The 16,465-nt window shown below is 57.8% G+C and carries 15 protein-coding genes; 10 read left to right on the top strand and 5 right to left on the bottom strand.

Annotated features, from left to right (window positions below; translation table 11 throughout):
* Positions 1 to 333, bottom strand: a 333-nt coding sequence (locus HMPREF2935_RS12510; protein WP_305764089.1) for a biotin/lipoyl-containing protein, incomplete at its 3' end; no start/stop codon positions are given.
* Between the two features lie 139 nt (positions 334 to 472).
* Here HMPREF2935_RS12510 and HMPREF2935_RS12505 point away from each other — a divergent pair.
* A complete protein-coding gene (locus HMPREF2935_RS12505; protein ID WP_061923587.1) occupies positions 473 to 865 on the top strand; it encodes a hypothetical protein in 393 nt (130 codons plus the stop codon).
* Between the two features lie 22 nt (positions 866 to 887).
* Here the strand turns inward: HMPREF2935_RS12505 and HMPREF2935_RS12500 are convergent, their stop codons facing one another.
* On the bottom strand, positions 888 to 2,387 hold the full coding sequence (locus HMPREF2935_RS12500) for a leucyl aminopeptidase (protein WP_061923584.1): 1,500 nt from the start codon (positions 2,385 to 2,387) through the stop codon (positions 888 to 890).
* 121 nt (positions 2,388 to 2,508) lie between these two features.
* Here HMPREF2935_RS12500 and HMPREF2935_RS12495 point away from each other — a divergent pair, with 121 nt between their 5' ends.
* Entirely contained in the window at positions 2,509 to 3,615 is a 1,107-nt protein-coding gene (locus HMPREF2935_RS12495; RefSeq protein WP_061923579.1) for a branched-chain amino acid aminotransferase, read from the top strand.
* Between the two features lie 21 nt (positions 3,616 to 3,636).
* Here the strand turns inward: HMPREF2935_RS12495 and HMPREF2935_RS12490 are convergent, their stop codons facing one another.
* Positions 3,637 to 4,650, bottom strand: a complete 1,014-nt coding sequence (locus HMPREF2935_RS12490) for a nicotinate-nucleotide--dimethylbenzimidazole phosphoribosyltransferase (protein ID WP_070733437.1) — start codon at positions 4,648 to 4,650, stop codon at positions 3,637 to 3,639.
* Between the two features lie 54 nt (positions 4,651 to 4,704).
* Positions 4,705 to 5,406: a DUF3043 domain-containing protein gene (locus HMPREF2935_RS12485; RefSeq protein ID WP_061923573.1), complete on the bottom strand. Its 702-nt coding sequence runs from the start codon at positions 5,404 to 5,406 to the stop codon at positions 4,705 to 4,707.
* A 153-nt stretch (positions 5,407 to 5,559) separates the two neighbouring features.
* Here HMPREF2935_RS12485 and HMPREF2935_RS12480 point away from each other — a divergent pair, with 153 nt between their 5' ends.
* The gene (locus tag HMPREF2935_RS12480) at positions 5,560 to 5,904 is read left to right on the top strand and encodes a HesB/IscA family protein (protein ID WP_061923570.1); all 345 of its coding nucleotides are present in this window, start codon (positions 5,560 to 5,562) and stop codon (positions 5,902 to 5,904) included.
* A 170-nt stretch (positions 5,905 to 6,074) separates the two neighbouring features.
* On the opposite strand, the gene asnB is transcribed toward HMPREF2935_RS12480, so the two are convergent.
* Positions 6,075 to 7,997, bottom strand: a complete 1,923-nt coding sequence (gene asnB, locus HMPREF2935_RS12475; RefSeq protein WP_070733436.1) for an asparagine synthase (glutamine-hydrolyzing) — start codon at positions 7,995 to 7,997, stop codon at positions 6,075 to 6,077.
* Between the two features lie 410 nt (positions 7,998 to 8,407).
* Between asnB and HMPREF2935_RS12470 the strand changes: the two genes are divergently transcribed.
* The 7 genes from HMPREF2935_RS12470 (at position 8,408) to HMPREF2935_RS12440 (ending at position 16,381) form a co-directional block, all read left to right on the top strand.
* Positions 8,408 to 9,484, top strand: a complete 1,077-nt coding sequence (locus tag HMPREF2935_RS12470; protein ID WP_070733435.1) for an aa3-type cytochrome oxidase subunit II — start codon at positions 8,408 to 8,410, stop codon at positions 9,482 to 9,484.
* Between the two features lie 23 nt (positions 9,485 to 9,507).
* The gene (locus HMPREF2935_RS12465; protein WP_070733434.1) at positions 9,508 to 9,939 is read left to right on the top strand and encodes an aa3-type cytochrome oxidase subunit IV; all 432 of its coding nucleotides are present in this window, start codon (positions 9,508 to 9,510) and stop codon (positions 9,937 to 9,939) included.
* 611 nt (positions 9,940 to 10,550) lie between these two features.
* On the top strand, positions 10,551 to 11,135 hold the full coding sequence (locus HMPREF2935_RS12460; protein ID WP_179294365.1) for an aa3-type cytochrome oxidase subunit III: 585 nt from the start codon (positions 10,551 to 10,553) through the stop codon (positions 11,133 to 11,135).
* A 71-nt stretch (positions 11,136 to 11,206) separates the two neighbouring features.
* The gene (locus HMPREF2935_RS12455; RefSeq protein ID WP_062038174.1) at positions 11,207 to 12,094 is read left to right on the top strand and encodes a cytochrome bc1 complex diheme cytochrome c subunit; all 888 of its coding nucleotides are present in this window, start codon (positions 11,207 to 11,209) and stop codon (positions 12,092 to 12,094) included.
* Positions 12,091 to 13,311, top strand: a complete 1,221-nt coding sequence (locus HMPREF2935_RS12450; RefSeq protein ID WP_070733433.1) for a cytochrome bc1 complex Rieske iron-sulfur subunit — start codon at positions 12,091 to 12,093, stop codon at positions 13,309 to 13,311. Before HMPREF2935_RS12455 ends, HMPREF2935_RS12450 begins: the two co-directional genes overlap by 4 nt.
* Positions 13,311 to 14,933 carry a cytochrome bc1 complex cytochrome b subunit gene (locus tag HMPREF2935_RS12445; RefSeq protein ID WP_061923546.1) on the top strand — a complete coding sequence of 541 codons (1,623 nt, stop codon included), beginning with the start codon at positions 13,311 to 13,313 and terminating at the stop codon, positions 14,931 to 14,933. Before HMPREF2935_RS12450 ends, HMPREF2935_RS12445 begins: the two co-directional genes overlap by 1 nt.
* A gap of 824 nt (positions 14,934 to 15,757) precedes the next feature.
* The gene (locus HMPREF2935_RS12440; protein ID WP_061923543.1) at positions 15,758 to 16,381 is read left to right on the top strand and encodes a C40 family peptidase; all 624 of its coding nucleotides are present in this window, start codon (positions 15,758 to 15,760) and stop codon (positions 16,379 to 16,381) included.
* Positions 16,382 to 16,465 lie beyond the last annotated feature (84 nt).

The following is a 16,465-nucleotide window of genomic DNA, read 5'->3' as shown; positions in this document are numbered from 1 at the left end:
AGCCTCTTCCTTCTTCTCTTCAGCCTTCGGCTCTTCCTTGGTTTCTTCCTTTTCCTCGGCTGGCTTTTCAGCGGAAGAATCGGAAGCAGACTCGCCCTCGTCACCAATGATGGCGATCACGGAGCCGACCTCTACGTCGTCATCTTCGTCAGCCTTGATTTCGAGGATAGTGCCCGCAACGGGGGAAGGGATTTCGGTGTCGACCTTATCGGTGGAGACCTCGAGCAATGGTTCGTCGACCTCGACCGTGTCACCCACGGACTTCAGCCACTGGGTAATCGTGCCTTCGGTTACGGATTCGCCCAGTTCGGGCATCACAACAGAGTGTGCCATAAGTAATAAGACTCCTCGGAAGTCGGAATTGTTTAACGCTGATGCTCAATCCTACCGCGTGTGTGCGACTAGCGTGCACATCTGGGTCCACCAGTCCGTTTTAAGTGCGAAAGTACGCGGGGGAGTAGACTCATGGCCTATGTTTAATCCCTTCCGTCGAAACAGATCTAGGTCCCAGCTGCGGCCCCCACGTGGGCCTGGCGAGACGATCCGGAAGGAAGACGCAGCAGCCCTTTCTGAGTGGGCGCGCGGACGCGCCTATATTGAAGCATTCGTAGAACCCGAAACGGTGGTCAACGAGATGTCCGTGGTTGTCGTGGATGAGACTGGCCAGTTCATCCGCCGCCGGATCGGCGGGCCGAAGGGTATTGATGCCGTGGCGAAACTGCTGCAATGCGATGTCTATGACGTAGAAGAAACCGGCTATCCCCAGCGCATGCGCGAGCGTATGGAGCGCGAACGCATCTTGCGCAAGCGAGAAGAACAAAGACAGCGCCGCGCCCGCTTTGAGCGCGAGCACGGCGCTGAGTAGAAGCCCAGGCTAGGGCTGCGGTTTAGGACTCTGCGATTTCGCGCAGCGCTGCAACCACGGTGCGAACTGGAACGCCGGTGGCGCGCTTCGGGGTGTAGCCGTGCGGTGCGCCGTTGTTCCAGGACGGGCCGGCGACGTCGATGTGCGCCCACTCGATGTCTTCGCCGACGAACTTCTGCAGGTAGGTACCGGCAAATTCCATGCCGCCCTCGCGCTTAGCGTTGATATTGCGGATATCGGCAGCCTGGGACTTGACCTCTTCGTCGTGCTCCTCGAGCAGCGGCATTGCCCATGCGTTCTCACCGACCTCGCGGCCAATCTCAGCAATGCGGTCGCGGAAGAGATCGGAGCCCATGACGCCAGCGGTACGGGTACCCAGCGCGACAATCTGCGCGCCGGTAAGCGTAGCGGTCTCGATGAGGTACTCCGGCTTATCCGCGCTGGCGCGAGCAATGGCATCTGCCAAAACGAGGCGGCCTTCGGCGTCGGTGTTGAGCACCTCAGAGGTGATTCCGCCGTAGTGAGTAATCACATCGCCTGGGCGGGTAGCACCTGGTCCTGGCATGTTTTCAGCAAATGGCAGGGTAGCGGTGACCTTGACCGGGATCTCCAGCTTGGCGGCCGCAATGATGGCAGCGGCCATGGCTGCGGAGCCACCCATGTCGGAGATCATGTCCCACATGCCGGCGCCCGGCTTCAAGGAGATGCCGCCGGTATCGAAGGTGATGCCCTTGCCCACCAGAGCAACGGTGCTGGTGGCATCCTTCGGCGCCCAGGTAAGTCGCACTAGGCGTGGTGGGCGCTTGGAGCCTTTGCCCACGGAGATGATGCCGCCGTAGCCTTCCTTCTTCAGCTGCTTTTCATCTAGTACCTCTACCTCCAGGCCTGCCGCGGCAGCCTCGTTGGAGATGAATTCGGCATAAGACTCGGGGTAGAGCTCGTTAGCCGGGGTATTTACCAGATCGCGGGCGAGGTTCACAGCCTCAGCGGCAACGCGCGCGGCCTCGAACTCTTCGGCTGCCTTCTTGTTTGCGATAACGCTGAAGGAAGCCGGCGACTCGGAGTCGTTGGTCTCGCCGGAACGGATGCCGCGGTAAGCGTAGCCGCCAAGGATGAGGCCCTCGACGGTGGCGGTCAGGCCAAAGTCCGCAAGGGTGGTGACCACGGTGCCAGCGCCGGTGAGCGCACGCGCGGCGGTGCCGGCGTGGCGGCGCAGCATCTCGTCGTCGAGAAGCTCAGCGTCACCCAAGCCGACAGCGACGATGAGCGGCGCGATGGAATCCTGCGGTGCAGGGATGCGGGTGATTTCGCCCGCGCGGCCAGTTGCGCCTACCGCAGCAAGCGCCTCGTAGGTAGCGCGCAGCGCAGCGGAATCCAGAGCGTCGCTTCCCGGAACCTCAAGGCCATCCTCGCCGCTGAAGGCTGCGATGAGCAATGCGTCGGCCTTCTTTGGGGCCTTCTTTGCCAGTTCAACAGATGGGAAGCTGCCGCGGGCGGGCAGGGTAAACGCGGACTTTGCCACGATTTCCTCCTTGCATTCGGGATTGAAAATGGTTTTACCTCACACACCCTACCCGTCTAGCTCACATCTTTAGGCGAATTTTGCCTGCCCTCCTATAGAAAAAGGGAGTAGCGTGTGGGGCATGTTGAATTACACCGTAACGCGTACTGAGCACCCCACTTCAACTGAAAAACTGGCCGAGATTCTCCAGGATCCTGGCTTTGGCAAAAAGTTCACCGACCACATGGTGACCATTGACTGGAACGAAGAAAAAGGCTGGCATGACGCGCAGGTGCGTCCATATGCACCGTTTAGCATGGACCCAGCCTCCAACATCTTCCACTACGGCCAGGCCATCTTCGAAGGTATTAAGGCCTACCGCCAGCTGGATGGCTCCATCGCCACTTTCCGCCCGGAAGAAAACGCGCAGCGTTTCATCGATTCTGCGGCGCGTTTGGCCATGCCGGAGCTGCCGCAGGAAGAGTTCATCGAGTCGCTGCGCCAGCTAGTCGACGTCGATCAGGCGTGGGTTCCAGCCGCGGGCGGCGAGGAGGCGCTGTACCTGCGCCCCTTTATGATTTCCACTGAGGTCTCCTTGGGCGTTCACCCGGCGAATTCTTATCGCTACGTGCTGATTGCTTCACCGGCAGGCGCATATTTTTCCGGTGGCATCAAACCGGTATCGGTTTGGCTGTGCACCGACTATGTGCGTGCGGCTCCAGGTGGCACTGGTGCGGCGAAGTTCGCTGGCAATTATGCAGGCTCCCTGCTTGCGCAGGCACAGGCTGCGGAGAAGGGATGCGACCAGGTGGTCTGGCTCGATGCCATCGAACACAAGTACATCGAAGAGATGGGCGGGATGAACCTAGCGTTTATCTACGGCGAGGAAGGAAACCAGGCCCTGGTTACCCCAGAGCTATCCGGCTCCTTGCTGCCGGGCATTACCCGTAAGTCCTTGCTGCAGGTAGCACAGGATATGGGGCTTAAAGTTGAGGAGCGCCGCATCACTGCGCAACAGTGGCGCGATGATGTTGCATCGGGTGCGATGACGGAAGCCTTTGCTTGCGGCACCGCCGCCGTTATCACTCCAGTGGGCCATGTCATGGGCGACGACGTTGACTTCAAGGTCAACGGCAACGAAGCCGGCAAGACCACGATGGCGCTGCGCGAGCGGCTCACTGGCATCCAGCGTGGTTGCGTAGAAGATAACCACGGCTGGCTGCACACGCTGGTTGAGAAGGCCGACTAATCCTGCGGCGCCTGTTTGGGCCTATTCTTGAGCCGATTCTAGAGTCGGCTCTTGAGCTGCTGCGAGAACATTGAGTTCGTCCGCGGCAAGTTCGAGGGCGGACTGAATGAGCGGCAACGCGGCCAGTGCGCCCAGGCCTTGTCCGGCGCGCATCTCAAGCTCAAGCAGTGGGCGCAGCTCCAGCAGCTGCAAGGCCTTAATGTGTGCCGGCTCCGTGGTGACATTCGCCGCGAGCAGCCACTGCTTTACGCCTGGTGCGAGGGACTCGGCGAAGACTGCGGCGGCGGCGCACAGCGGGCCGTCGATAAGCATCGGCGTGCGGCGCGCAGTGGCCTGACAGATAAAGCCCACCAACGCCGCAAAGCTAGGCGAGGATGCGGCTTGAATAACCTCCGCGCCCTCCAAGTTGCGGATGCGGAACATGGCGTCGCGGATCACGGTGACCTTGGTCTTCCACATTGCATCCGTGGTGCCCGAGCCAGGACCCACGATGGCGACCGGCTCAGTGCTGGTGAAATGACCCATGAGCGCTGCGGCAACGGTGGTAGCACCAACGCCCACCTCGGCGGGAATGAGCAGATCGGCGCCGGAATCAATCTCGGCGTCGGCAGTGGCTTGGCCCAAAGAAAACGCCGCCTCGAACTCCTCGTTGCCCATCGCCGGCTCGGCGTCGATAGGGGCGGAGGGCGCACAATCGACGACCGTGATGCCGGCGCTTGCGCGGCGTGCCAAGCTGTGGCTCGGTCCGGTGCCTTCCTTTAATTCAGCAATCTGCTGCGCGTCGGATTCGGGCGCGAAAGCAGAAAGGCCGACACCTTCGAAAGTGCGGGTAGCGATGCCATGCGAACCAGCGAAGACGACAACGCGTGGGCGGCGCAAAGCCGCCGCTGGTACGACACCCTGACAAGCAGCAAGCCAGCTCGCGACGCCGCTCAACCTACCGAAAGAATCTCCGCGTACAGAGGAAGCCAACGCGTCGGCGACGGCGCGGCCTGCTTGCTGATCAGGCTGCGGAACCGGCGTGAGCTCAGACATCGCTACTCCTTAATAACTACCTAGAAATAACTACCTAGATTAAGTAAGACTGCCTTAGACGGTAGCGCCGCGCTCGACGCGTGGCTTTGGGGTACGCCACTTGCGCGGCTGGGAAGCGCGCGTATATGCGTAGAAGCCCAAGCCGAAGCCAGCCTCGGTGGTTCCCGGGAACTTCAGGCGCACTGCGTTGTTGCACTGACGAGCCAGCCAGAAACCCTCGATGGCGATTACCGCGATAACCACCATGGCGAAGATATTGACCCAGTTGGCAACGTTGGGGCTGAAGTTGGCCAGCATCATAACCACAAGCAGAAGCAGCATCATAGGCATCATCCACTCGTTGATGAATTTGCGGGAATCTACCCAGTCACGCACGTAGCGGCGGACTTCGCCCTTATCGCGGGGCAGCAGGTAGCGCTCGTCGCCGCTCGCCATGCGCTCCTGGGCAAGGCGGTTAGCCGCACGAGATTCCTCGCGCTCCTTGCGCTTATAGGCCTTCCATTCCTCCTTGGACATGGAAGCCTTCATCTCCTTGCGGTGCTGGTAGCGCTGGGCTTCGGACATGCCGTGCGGATCGCGCTTGACGCCGCGGGCGATCTCTTGCTGATCGCGCTTCGGCGTGGGACGACCCTTCGGCGGGGTGTAACCCTTGCGGTGTTCCTCCGGCTTTTTAGCAGCCGGGGTTTCGCTCATCTGAGAAGCGGGGAGGGCGGCGCTACCGTCCGCCTTTTCATCTTTTTGCCACGGAAGTTTCACGTTGATCAGACTACAAGGTTGTGGCCGTTAAATGGGAATAGGCCCGCCCTGCCCGGTGTTGTGAAAGACGTAAGCGAGGTCAACCTTTCCACCTTCGAAACATTGAGGGTAGGGTAGAGGCCAGAAAAACCCGTACTTAATAGAGGAGAAGACATGACCGCTCCAGCTTCCGCTACCGGCGTCATCCTGACTGAGGCAGCAGCCGCAAAGGCAAAGGCACTGCTCGAGCAGGAAGGCCGTGATGACCTGTCTCTGCGTATTGCCGTCCAGCCAGGTGGTTGCGCTGGCCTGCGTTACCAGCTGTACTTCGACGACCGCAGCCTCGATGGTGACAAGGTCGACAACGTTGATGGCGTAAACCTCGTCGTTGACAAGATGTCCGTTCCTTACCTCACTGGCGCAAAGATCGACTTCGCTGACACCATTGAGTCTCAGGGCTTTACCATTGACAACCCGAATGCCGGTGGCTCCTGCGCTTGTGGTGACTCCTTTAACTAAATAGCGCGCTTTTAAGCGTTTCAGCTTAAAGCGTCTTGGCTTAAAGCCCTTCGTGGCTGCAAGCACGAAAAGTGCCCGCCGCTTTCCTCTGTTCCTCCTTTTGAAAGATAAGGGAGACAGGTCAAGCGGCGGGCACTTTTTGGATAAACGTCAAAGTGACGAAACCTGGCTTATAGCTTTACCGGATAGTCGCGCTGTTCGATCTGCGGATCGATGCGATTTTCTACGAAGATGCCGTGCCAGATCATGAACGAGAGGACCGTCCACAGGCGGCGCGAGTGATCGCTCACGCCGTCGCGGTGCTCCTTGAGCATCTCCAGAACTTCCTTCTTGTTGAAGATGTCCTCGGTCTGGGACTCGTTGATCTGGTCCTGTGCCCAGCCGTAGAGCTCGTCGCCAGCCAGCCAGTGGCGCATTGGAACTGGGAAGCCGAGCTTCTTACGGTGCAGAACGTGTGGCGGAACGATCTGCTCCATTGCCTTGCGCAGAGCGTACTTGGTGGTGCCGTGGGAAATCTTCAGATCGTGCGGAATGGTTTCTGCCACCTTGAAAACTTCCTTGTCCAGGAACGGCACGCGCAGCTCCAGGGAGTTAGCCATATTCATCTTGTCGGCCTTGACCAAGATGTCGCCGCGCATCCACGTAAACAGGTCGAGGTGCTGCATGCGGGCAACTGGGTCGAAGTCACGGGACTGCGCATAAATAGGCGCCGTGACCTCACGGTGGTCCCATTCCTCCTTGGCCCACGGAATAACGCGCTGCATTTGCTCGAAGTTGAAGGAGCGGGCGTTGCCGTAGTAACGCTCTTCCATGGTCATGGAGCCACGGTTGAGAAGGGACTTACCCTTCATGCCTTCTGGGAGAACCTTCGACAGCTGGCCTAAGCCACGGCGCAGCGGGGAAGGGATTTTCTCAAATGGTGCCAGCGAAAGCGGCTCCTTATAAATGGTGTAGCCGCCGAACAGCTCGTCCGCGCCCTCGCCGGAGAGAACGACCTTGACGTGTTTGCGGGCCTCCTGGGCCACGAAGTACAGCGGAACCAGGGACGGATCGGCCACCGGGTTGTCCAGGTACCACATGATTTTCGGAACCGCGGTGGCGTATTCCTCTGGGGAGACAATCTTGACGATATGCTCAACGCCGATTGCTTCAGCAGATTCTGCGGCGACGTCGACTTCGGAGTAGCCTTCGCGCTCGAAGCCGGTGGTGAAAGTCAAAAGATCCGGATTGTGGCGCTTTGCCAGGGTTGCAATCGCGGTGGAGTCGATGCCTCCGGACAGGAAAGAGCCAACCGTGACGTCTGCACGCATGTGCTTTTCGACGGAGTCCTCCAGCGCCTTAGCAATCTTGTCGAAGAGCTGCTGTTCGCTGCCCTCTGCCACCTTCTGGACCGGGAAGCGCGGCTTGAAGTAACGATCATTTGTCACCTTCTGGCCCGGGCGCAGCGTGACGGTGGAGCCGGATTCGACGCGGCGGATGTTAGCGTGCAGGGACTCCGGTTCCGGAACGTACTGTAGATCGACGTAGTGCTCAATTGCGCGCTTGTCTAGGCTGAGGTCTAGACCTAGCGGCTCGGCCATGTCGAGGATGCACTTCATCTCGGAGGCGAAGATGGTGCCTGCCTCGGTGGTGGCGTAATACAGCGGCTTGATGCCGAACTGGTCGCGGGCGGCAAACATCGTCTTGGTTTCGGTGTCCCAGATAACGAAGCCAAACATGCCCCGCAGGTGATTGACTACATCCTCGCCCCAGTGGTGATAGCCCACGACGATGGGCTCGCCGTCGCCTTCGGTGTTGAACTTCAGGCCAGCTGCCTTAAGTTCCTCGCGCAGCTCGATGTAGTTGTAGATCTCGCCGTTGAAGGTCAGGGCATAACGCTCTGGATTATCTTCTGGGCCCCAGCGCAGTGGCTGGTGGGAGTGCTCAAGGTCAATGATGGACAGGCGGTTGAAGCCAAAGACGACGTCGTCGTCATGCCAGGTGCCCGCTGCATCCGGGCCGCGGTGGTGCATGCACTGCAAGGACTGTTCGAGGGCATCTACGTACTTGGCCGCGTCGTGATTAGCGGTCAGTAGTCCGCAAAGTCCGCACATAGGGTGGTTGCTCCTTATTAATCAAGGGTCTTTTTCTTCCGAATACTTTACGGGGCTTAAATCCTAAATGGAGTTACGCGCGCCGAGTTACAAGCTTCGTGGCAGTCTTTGTCCAGCAATCGGGGAGGGGTTGGCGCAGCTTACCCGTTAGGGTGCGAACTTTCGGATGATGTAGCCGCATGACCTCTGTGAATTGGGTCATAGGCTAAACCCGCCATTCGAGGGGTTGGTTCTGCCCTTGTGCAGGTGGGCCGGTAACATGCAGTGCGTTCGCAGTTTGCAGAGTGTTTCGGAAGGCCTGTGAAGCTATCAAATGCTTAAGAAACGCAGGCTCCATCCACTATCCTGATTGGATAGGAATGCTCTGTGAGTATTCGAGAAGTTTGTGTGGACAGAAAGGCAGAACACACGTGGGACAGCGTAAGCAGCGCAACTTTGCCCGTAAGGCGGGCCTAGCTGGCGCAATCGCCCTTGGCGGCTTCGCATTGGCTGGTTGTGACGTAGAAGCTCCAACCGCCGTTGAGAACCTCTTGGGCTTTGGTTGGCCAAAGGGTATTACCCCTGAGGCGGAGTCTATGTACAACTTCTGGATTTGGGTCTGGGTTGCAGCATGGATTGTTGGTTTCATCATGTGGGGACTCTTCCTCACCGCCATCTTCAAGTGGAACGCGAAGAAGGCTGAAAAGGATGGCAAGGGCGAGTTCCCTAAGCAGCTGCAGTACAACGTGCCGCTGGAGATGACTCTGACCATCGTGCCAATTCTTATCATCATGGGCCTGTTCTTCTTTACCGTTCAGGCGCAGCAGAAGGTCACCGCACTGGACAAGAACCCAGAGGTTACCGTCGATGTCACCGCTTACCAGTGGAACTGGAAGTTCGGTTACGCCGAGAACAAGGTAGACGGCGAGAACTACAACGGCGAGGACACCGAGCGTAAAAAGATTGCTGAAGAATCCTCCGTTGACCCGGAGGGCGTGGAGAACCCGAACCCAATTCACGGCAAGTCCATGGGTGACATCTCCTACCTGAACTTCAACAAGATCGAGACTGTTGGCTCCACCGAGGAGGTTCCGGTTCTGGTTCTTCCTTCCGAGACCCCGATTGAGTTCCGTCTCGCTTCCGGTGACGTCTCCCACGCATTCTGGGTTCCGGAATTCCTCTTCAAGCGCGACGTTTACGCGCACCCAGAGGCTAACGCTCAGGAGCGTCGCTTCCAGATTGAGAAGATTGATGAGGAAGGCGCATTCGTTGGCCGCTGTGCCGAGATGTGCGGTACCTACCACTCCATGATGAACTTCGAGATCCGTGTTGTTAACCGCGAAGACTTCAATAAGTACCTGAAGTTCCGTGAGCAGAACCCGGAGGCAACCAACGCTGAGGCTCTTGAACACATCGGCCAGGATCCTTACGCAGTGACCACCTCTCCGTTCAACTCTCAGCGCGATACCCGCACCGGTGACAACTTCGTTGACACCCCGAAGGCATAAGTAGAAAAGGACTGAATTTCACAATGCGTGCAACATCTAAGGTCTTCTACTCGATTGCGACCTACCTATTCGTTTCCCTGATTGTTTACGTCCTCGGCGTGAACTTCGTGAAGGATGACGGCTACCTGTACGGCCCGGAGTGGGCAGGCATCGTCGGCCTTACCCTGGCGTTCCTGCTGTGCATCATGCTCGGCGTGTACATCAACTTCACTGATTCCCGCGTCGACGTCGCTCCTGAGGACTGGGAAGAGGCAGAGACTGAGGACGGCGCTGGCATCCTCGGCTTCTTCTCCCCGGGTTCCATCTGGCCGCTGGCTATGACCGGCTCCATCGCGCTGCTTGGTCTGGGCATCATCTTCCTGTACTTCTGGCTCATCGTTCTCGGCGCTGCTTGCCTGGTGGCTTCCGTTACCGGTCTGTCCCTGCAGTACGGTCTGCCGAAGGAAAAGCACTAATTTTCCTTGCGCGTTATGGCGGCCTATCCCGGCAGCCCATAACGCCCGCCTAAAACTTCTCGCGTCCCCCATCACTTTCCGTGGTGGGGGACTTTGGCGATCTCTGCGTCGGATGGCAAGTTCCAAAAGTTCCCACAAAATCTAAAAGATTTTCTAGAGCGGATGTAGCGGGGGAGGAGACGGTAGTGAAAGCTGCTCTCAACGCGCGCTATATCGCCGAGTAATGGCACGTTAGGGGCTATTTTCGCGGGGGTCAACCGAAAGTTGGAAACCTGCCATTTTCGGCAGCGACCGTTTTGTGATTTATATCATCAAGCTAATTGCTCAATTTGGTTGCAAAGTGCATCTCAAGTGTTCAAATTTTCCGACGATTTTGCGGCCCTTTCGATGGTCAACCGGCCAATAAGCTGTTTACCTGCACGGATGGGACGTCGTAAAGCAGTAGTAAAAGTTCCCGCTAGCAACCGATTTTTTTCCAAAATTAACCTTTGCTGGCAAAGCGCTGTGGCATGGCGAAAAGTAGCTTCAAAAAATCGGGGGGAATTGAAGTGACTTCACGTCTCTGACCGGCCATACTGTTATGCGTGACGAGCGTAGTTTCAAACCAAGGTATGGCAGCACCACGTGTTGCCGCGCTGAACCGACCCAACATGGTCAGCGTTGGCACCATCGTGTTCCTGTCTCAGGAATTGATGTTCTTTGCCGGACTGTTCGCGATGTGGTTCACCTCGCGCGCAAACGGCCAGGAAGGCGACTGGGCGGAGCATACCGCCCATATCAACGTGCCGATGGGATTCATCATCACGGCAGTGCTGATTTCGTCTTCTGTGACCTCCCAGTTCGGCGTATTCGCAGCAGAAAGGGGTGACGTATACAAGCTCCGACTCTGGTACTCAGTGACCTTGCTGTTGGGTGTTGTCTTCTTGGGCATCATGGCATTTGAGTGGACAGAGTTGATCACGCACGGTGTGACTGTTCAGTCCAGCGTCTTCGGTTCGGTCTTTTACATCCTGACCGGCTTCCACGCTGCACACGTGACCGCAGGCCTTATCTCCTTCGCGATCATTCTGGCGCGTATTGCTAAGTCCAAGTTCACGCCAGCACAGGCAACCGCAGCGATGGCAGTGTCCTACTACTGGCACTTCGTCGACGTTGTCTGGATTGGCGTGTTCGTAGTCATCTACCTAGTCCAGTAGGCCGTAGGAGCCCGGGAGCAGGCTCTCGGCCTACAGCCATCCATTTCCGTGTACGAGTTATCTAAAGGAAAATGATGGATAACATTCAGCAAACCGCCGCAGTGGAAGAGACCACTGCCGCGGCTAAGAAGACCCGCCGTCGCCGCAAGGCGAAGCGCACTCTTGCCGGCGCCTTCGCTCTGAGCATCGGTCTGACTGGTGCTGGTGTCCTGGCTTCCGCCTTGACCCCAGACGCGCAGATCGCAACCGCTCAGAAGGATGACCAGGCTCTCGTTCAAGAGGGCAAGGATATCTACGACGTTGCTTGTATCACCTGCCACGGTGCCAACCTGCAGGGCATTGAGGGCCGCGGCCCGTCCCTCGTTGGAATCGGTGCTGGCTCCGTGTACTTCCAAGTGCACTCCGGCCGCATGCCGATGATGTCCAACGACGCACAGGCTGAGCGCAAGACCCCGCGTTACACCGAGCAGCAGACCCAGGCGCTTGCAGCTTATGTTGCAGCAAATGGTGGCGGCGCTGACATCGTCTACAACGAAGACGGCACCATTGCTCAGGAATCTCTTCGTGGCGCTAACTACAACGGCCAGATTCAGGCCGAGGACGTAGCTAAGGGTTCCGAGCTGTTCCGCATGAACTGTGCATCCTGCCACAACTTCACCGGCCAAGGCGGCGCGCTGTCCTCCGGTAAGTATGCTCCGCCGCTGGCTCCGGCCAACGAGCAGGAGATCTACCAGGCAATGCTGACCGGTCCGCAGAACATGCCTAAGTTCTCCGACCGTCAGCTTTCTGCAGACGAGAAGAAGGACATCATCGCCTACCTCAAGTCTGCAAAGGAAACCCCGTCTCCAGCAGGCTGGGACCTTGGTGGATTGGGCCCGGTCGCTGAGGGTCTCGCAATGTGGATCATCGGCATCAGCGCTTTGTGCGTTGCCGCTATGTGGATTGGATCGCGCTCATGAGCAATGTAAAGAAGAACTACACCAACGCAGAGCTCGACAAGATGAGCAACGATGAGCTCGCCGCTCTCGGCACCGAGCTCGATGACGTAACCGTTGCGTTCCGCAAGGAGCGTTTCCCGGTTGATGGCGACCCAGCTGAAAAGCGCGCCGCCGGTAACGTCACCTTCTGGCTGGCACTGTCTGTTATCGCTGGTATCGCCTTCCTTGGCGTTTACCTCTTCTGGCCTTGGCAGTATAAGATGCTGGGAGAGGACGGCATCTGGTGGCATACCCTTTACACCCCGTTGCTGGGTGTTACCGTTGGCCTGGCTATTTTGGCCCTGGGCTTTGCCATCGTTCAGTACGTTAAGAAGATTCTGCCGGAAGAGATTTCCGTTCAGCGTCGTCACGACGGCCCTTCCGAGGAAGTTGACCGCCGCACCCTGACCGCTCTTCTGAACGATTCTTGGAAGACCTCCACTCTGGGTCGTCGCAAAACCATCATGGGTCTGCTCGGCGGCGCAGGCGTTCTGTTTGGTCTGTCCGTTATTGCTCCGCTGGGCGGCGCAATCAACAACCCATGGAAGAAGCGCCACGAGCTTAACTACGCTGGCGACGGCACTCTGTGGACCTCCGGTTGGACCATGCACGAGAAGGGCGTGAAGCTCTACCTGGCTCGCGATACCTCTACTATTGCGGAAAAGCACGAGGGTGAGTCCGGTACCCACTACACCACCCGTGGCCTCGCTCGTCTGGTTCGCGTGCGTCCTGAGGACCTCGCTGCCGGCGGCATGGAGACTGTCTTCCCGCTCGCTGCGGAAGACGTCAACGATGGTGACCTGTGGTCTGAGGAAAAGGACGTCTACGAAAACCACATGCACTCCATTCACGGCAACCGCAACGCCGTGATGCTCATCCGCCTGCGTCACTCCGATGCGCAGAAGGCAATTGAGCGTGCTGGTCAGGAAGACTTCCACTACGGCGACTACTACGCCTACTCCAAGATCTGTACCCACATTGGTTGCCCGACCTCTCTGTACGAGGCTCAGACCAACCGCATTCTGTGCCCGTGCCACCAGTCGCAGTTCGACGCTTTGCACTACGGCAAGCCGGTCTTCGGACCTGCAGCCCGTGCGCTGCCGCAGCTGCCGATCGGCGTGGACGAAGAGGGCTACCTCGTTGCCAAGGGCAACTTCATCGAGCCTGTCGGACCTGCATTCTGGGAGCGTAAGTCATAATGAGTAACAAACTTGCCAAGATGGGCAACAACATGGATTCGCGCTACTCCGCAGCCGGAGTACTGCGAACCCAGCTGAACAAGGTCTTTCCGACCCACTGGTCCTTTATGCTCGGTGAGATGGCTCTTTACAGCTTCATCATCCTGCTACTGACCGGTATCTACCTGGCACTGTTCTTCGACCCTTCCATCACGAAGGTCATCTACGACGGTGCATACACCCCGCTGAACGGCGTTGAGATGTCCCGCGCTTACGCAACTGCGCTGGATCTTTCCTTCGAGGTTCGCGGCGGCCTGTTTATCCGCCAGATGCACCACTGGGCAGCCCTGATGTTCATGATGTCCATGGTTGCTCACATGCTCCGCATCTTCTTCACCGGTGCGTTCCGTCGCCCGCGTGAGGCTAACTGGATTATCGGTTGTGCACTGATTCTCCTGGGCATGGTTGAGGGCTTCCTCGGCTACTCCCTTCCGGACGATCTGCTCTCCGGCGTTGGTCTGCGAATCATGTCTGCTATCATCCTGGGCCTGCCTATTATCGGCACCTGGCTGCACTGGGCAATCTTCGGCGGCGACTTCCCGTCCGACCTCATGCTGGACCGTTTCTACATCCTGCACGTTCTGGTTATCCCGGGCATCATCCTGGGTCTGGTTGCCGCTCACCTCATTATGGTTTGGTTCCAGAAGCACACCCAGTTCCCTGGACCAGGCCGCGCAGAAAACAACGTTGTCGGTGTCCGCATTATGCCGGTCTTCGCTACGAAGGCAATCGGCATGGGAATGATGGTTGCTGGCGTTCTGGCTTTGATGTCTGGTCTGCTGACCATCAACGCCATCTGGCTGCTTGGCCCGTACAACCCGTCTCAGGTCTCCGCTGGTTCCCAGCCGGATATCTACATGCTGTGGACTGACGGTGTTGCTCGTGTCATGCCGGCATGGGAGCTGTACCTGGGCAACTACACCATTCCTTCCGCATTCTGGGTTGCACTGCTTTGTGGTGCGATGGTCGTGCTGCTGTTTGCTTACCCGTTCCTGGAGAAGAAGTTCACTGGCGATGACGCTCACCACAACCTGCTGCAGCGTCCGCGCGATGTTCCGGTTCGTTCCGCTATCGGCGCAATGGCGATCACCTTCTTCCTGCTGGTGACCCTGTCCGGTGGTAACGACCACGTCGCACACTTCTTCCAGATCTCGCTGAACGCAATGACCTGGGTTGGTCGTATCGGCCTCATCGTCTTGCCTCCAATCGCTTACTTCGTTACCTACCGCATCTGCGTTGGTCTGCAGCGATCTGACCGCGAGGTCCTGGAGCACGGCATCGAGACCGGTGTTATCAAGCAGCTGCCGAATGGTGCCTTCATCGAGGTCCACCAGCCGCTTGGCCCGGTCGACGAGCACGGGCACCCGGTTCCGCTGGAGTACGCTGGTGCTCAGGTTCCGAAGCAGCTCAACCAGCTCGGCTTCGCTGACTCTGAGACCCAGGGTATTTTCTCCCCGGATGACTCCGCACTCATGCACCGTGTCCACGAAATTCACGAGGAGAACCACGCTGAGGAGGCAGAAATGTTCCGCCGCCTCAACGAGGCAAACCGTCGCGAAGACGAAGAGCACGGCCGCATCTAAGGCTTCTATATAAGAGCCTGAAACTCGCTCACAAGCCCTCGCCTTTCCTACTGCTAGTAAGAGAGGCGGGGGCTTTAGCGATCCCCACATCGGCCCGCTAGGTGCCTGTGTTGCGCGCCGTTTTCTACTCCTTATATATAGGAAGCAATCCATTCAGGTTTTAGGGCGAGAACTCTGGGGATAAGGAGAACGTCGTTATTAGGGGAGTAGTGCATTCTTCTAGCGCGTAAACTTGCCCAAACTGAGTTCAAATGTGTGTGAAAATTGGTGCTCGTGAGCCTTCAGATCCGGGCCAAAACTGCATTGTGAGCAAGGACACTGTTGTAATTTTTTACGCAAAATTCGCTTCAAAGGTTGATGATAATAAGTTTCCTGCAAACGGCATTGGTGACCATATTTTCGCAGGTTAGGCTTTATCTCAAAGTGATAACGGGGAGAGTTTCCCGGCGAAAGGTCTGAAACATTTCGGAAATGTCAATGGAAGATAACGGGACGATAACGGCCGCGGTTTTGGGTCGGTGATTCGACATTGGCTGTGACAGTTTCGTAACCTATTTGAGACATTGAGTTACCGACGAAGTGGTGCTCAATAACGAACTGAAGATTTAAGTGCCGCATCTGGCCCCCTCCTAATCCGGGGGCCGAGTGGAGATGCTCCTACAGGAACGGAGCATCAACGAACGCTAGGCCCGCCCCGGGTCAGAGCTTCGAAAGGTTCGCAGAAATTGTGAACCCGAGCGTGAATCTTTACTTCCAGCATTTCTGCGAAGTAATTACGCGTGCTCATTCGAAGTAGGCACACAGGAAGATTTGGAGTTTAATTCGTGTCTAAGCACCGTCGTCAGGGCGCAATCACCACCCGCCGTATTGCAACCACCGCAGTTGCTGCAGCGTCCGCAGCAGTTGCAGTCCCAGCAGTTGCACAGGGTGCCGAGGTAGTCATCCCTAACACCGACTACCGCTTCGAGGTTGCGGGCCTGGAGAACGTCCCGAACATCAACCAGGTTCCGAACATTCAGCAGTATGTTCCGTCCCTGCAACAGGAGAACGTAAACTACGCTGCGTCCGTACAGGCGTCGGCTCCGGCCGCTGCTCCGGCACAGTCTGCGGGCCAGAAGGCTCTCGCAGCTGCACGCTCCGTCATTGGTGCACCGTACGTTTACGGTGCAAACGGCCCGAGCGCATTCGACTGCTCCGGTCTGACCTCCTGGGCATACCGCCAGGCCGGCGTTGAGATCCCACGTACTTCCCAGGCTCAGGCTGCTGCTGGCAAGCAGGTCTCCCTGGATGCTCTGCAGCCGGGCGACATCATCGTCTACTACTCTGGTGCATCCCACGTCGGTATCTACACCGGCAACGGCACCATCATCGATGCTTTGAACTCCGGTGTCCCGGTTCAGGAGCGCCCTCTGGATTACATGCCGATCCACTCCGCAGTTCGCTTCTAAGGCTTAAGCAGCTGCCTTCGGCATTACTGGCCCTTGCCTCCATTTATTTATGGACGGCAGGGGCTATTTGTGGTTTTATGGTTT

This window comes from Corynebacterium sp. HMSC076D02 (assembly GCF_001813815.1).
Lineage (GTDB): Bacteria > Actinomycetota > Actinomycetes > Mycobacteriales > Mycobacteriaceae > Corynebacterium > Corynebacterium simulans.
This window is presented reverse-complemented; position numbering and strand designations above follow the sequence as displayed.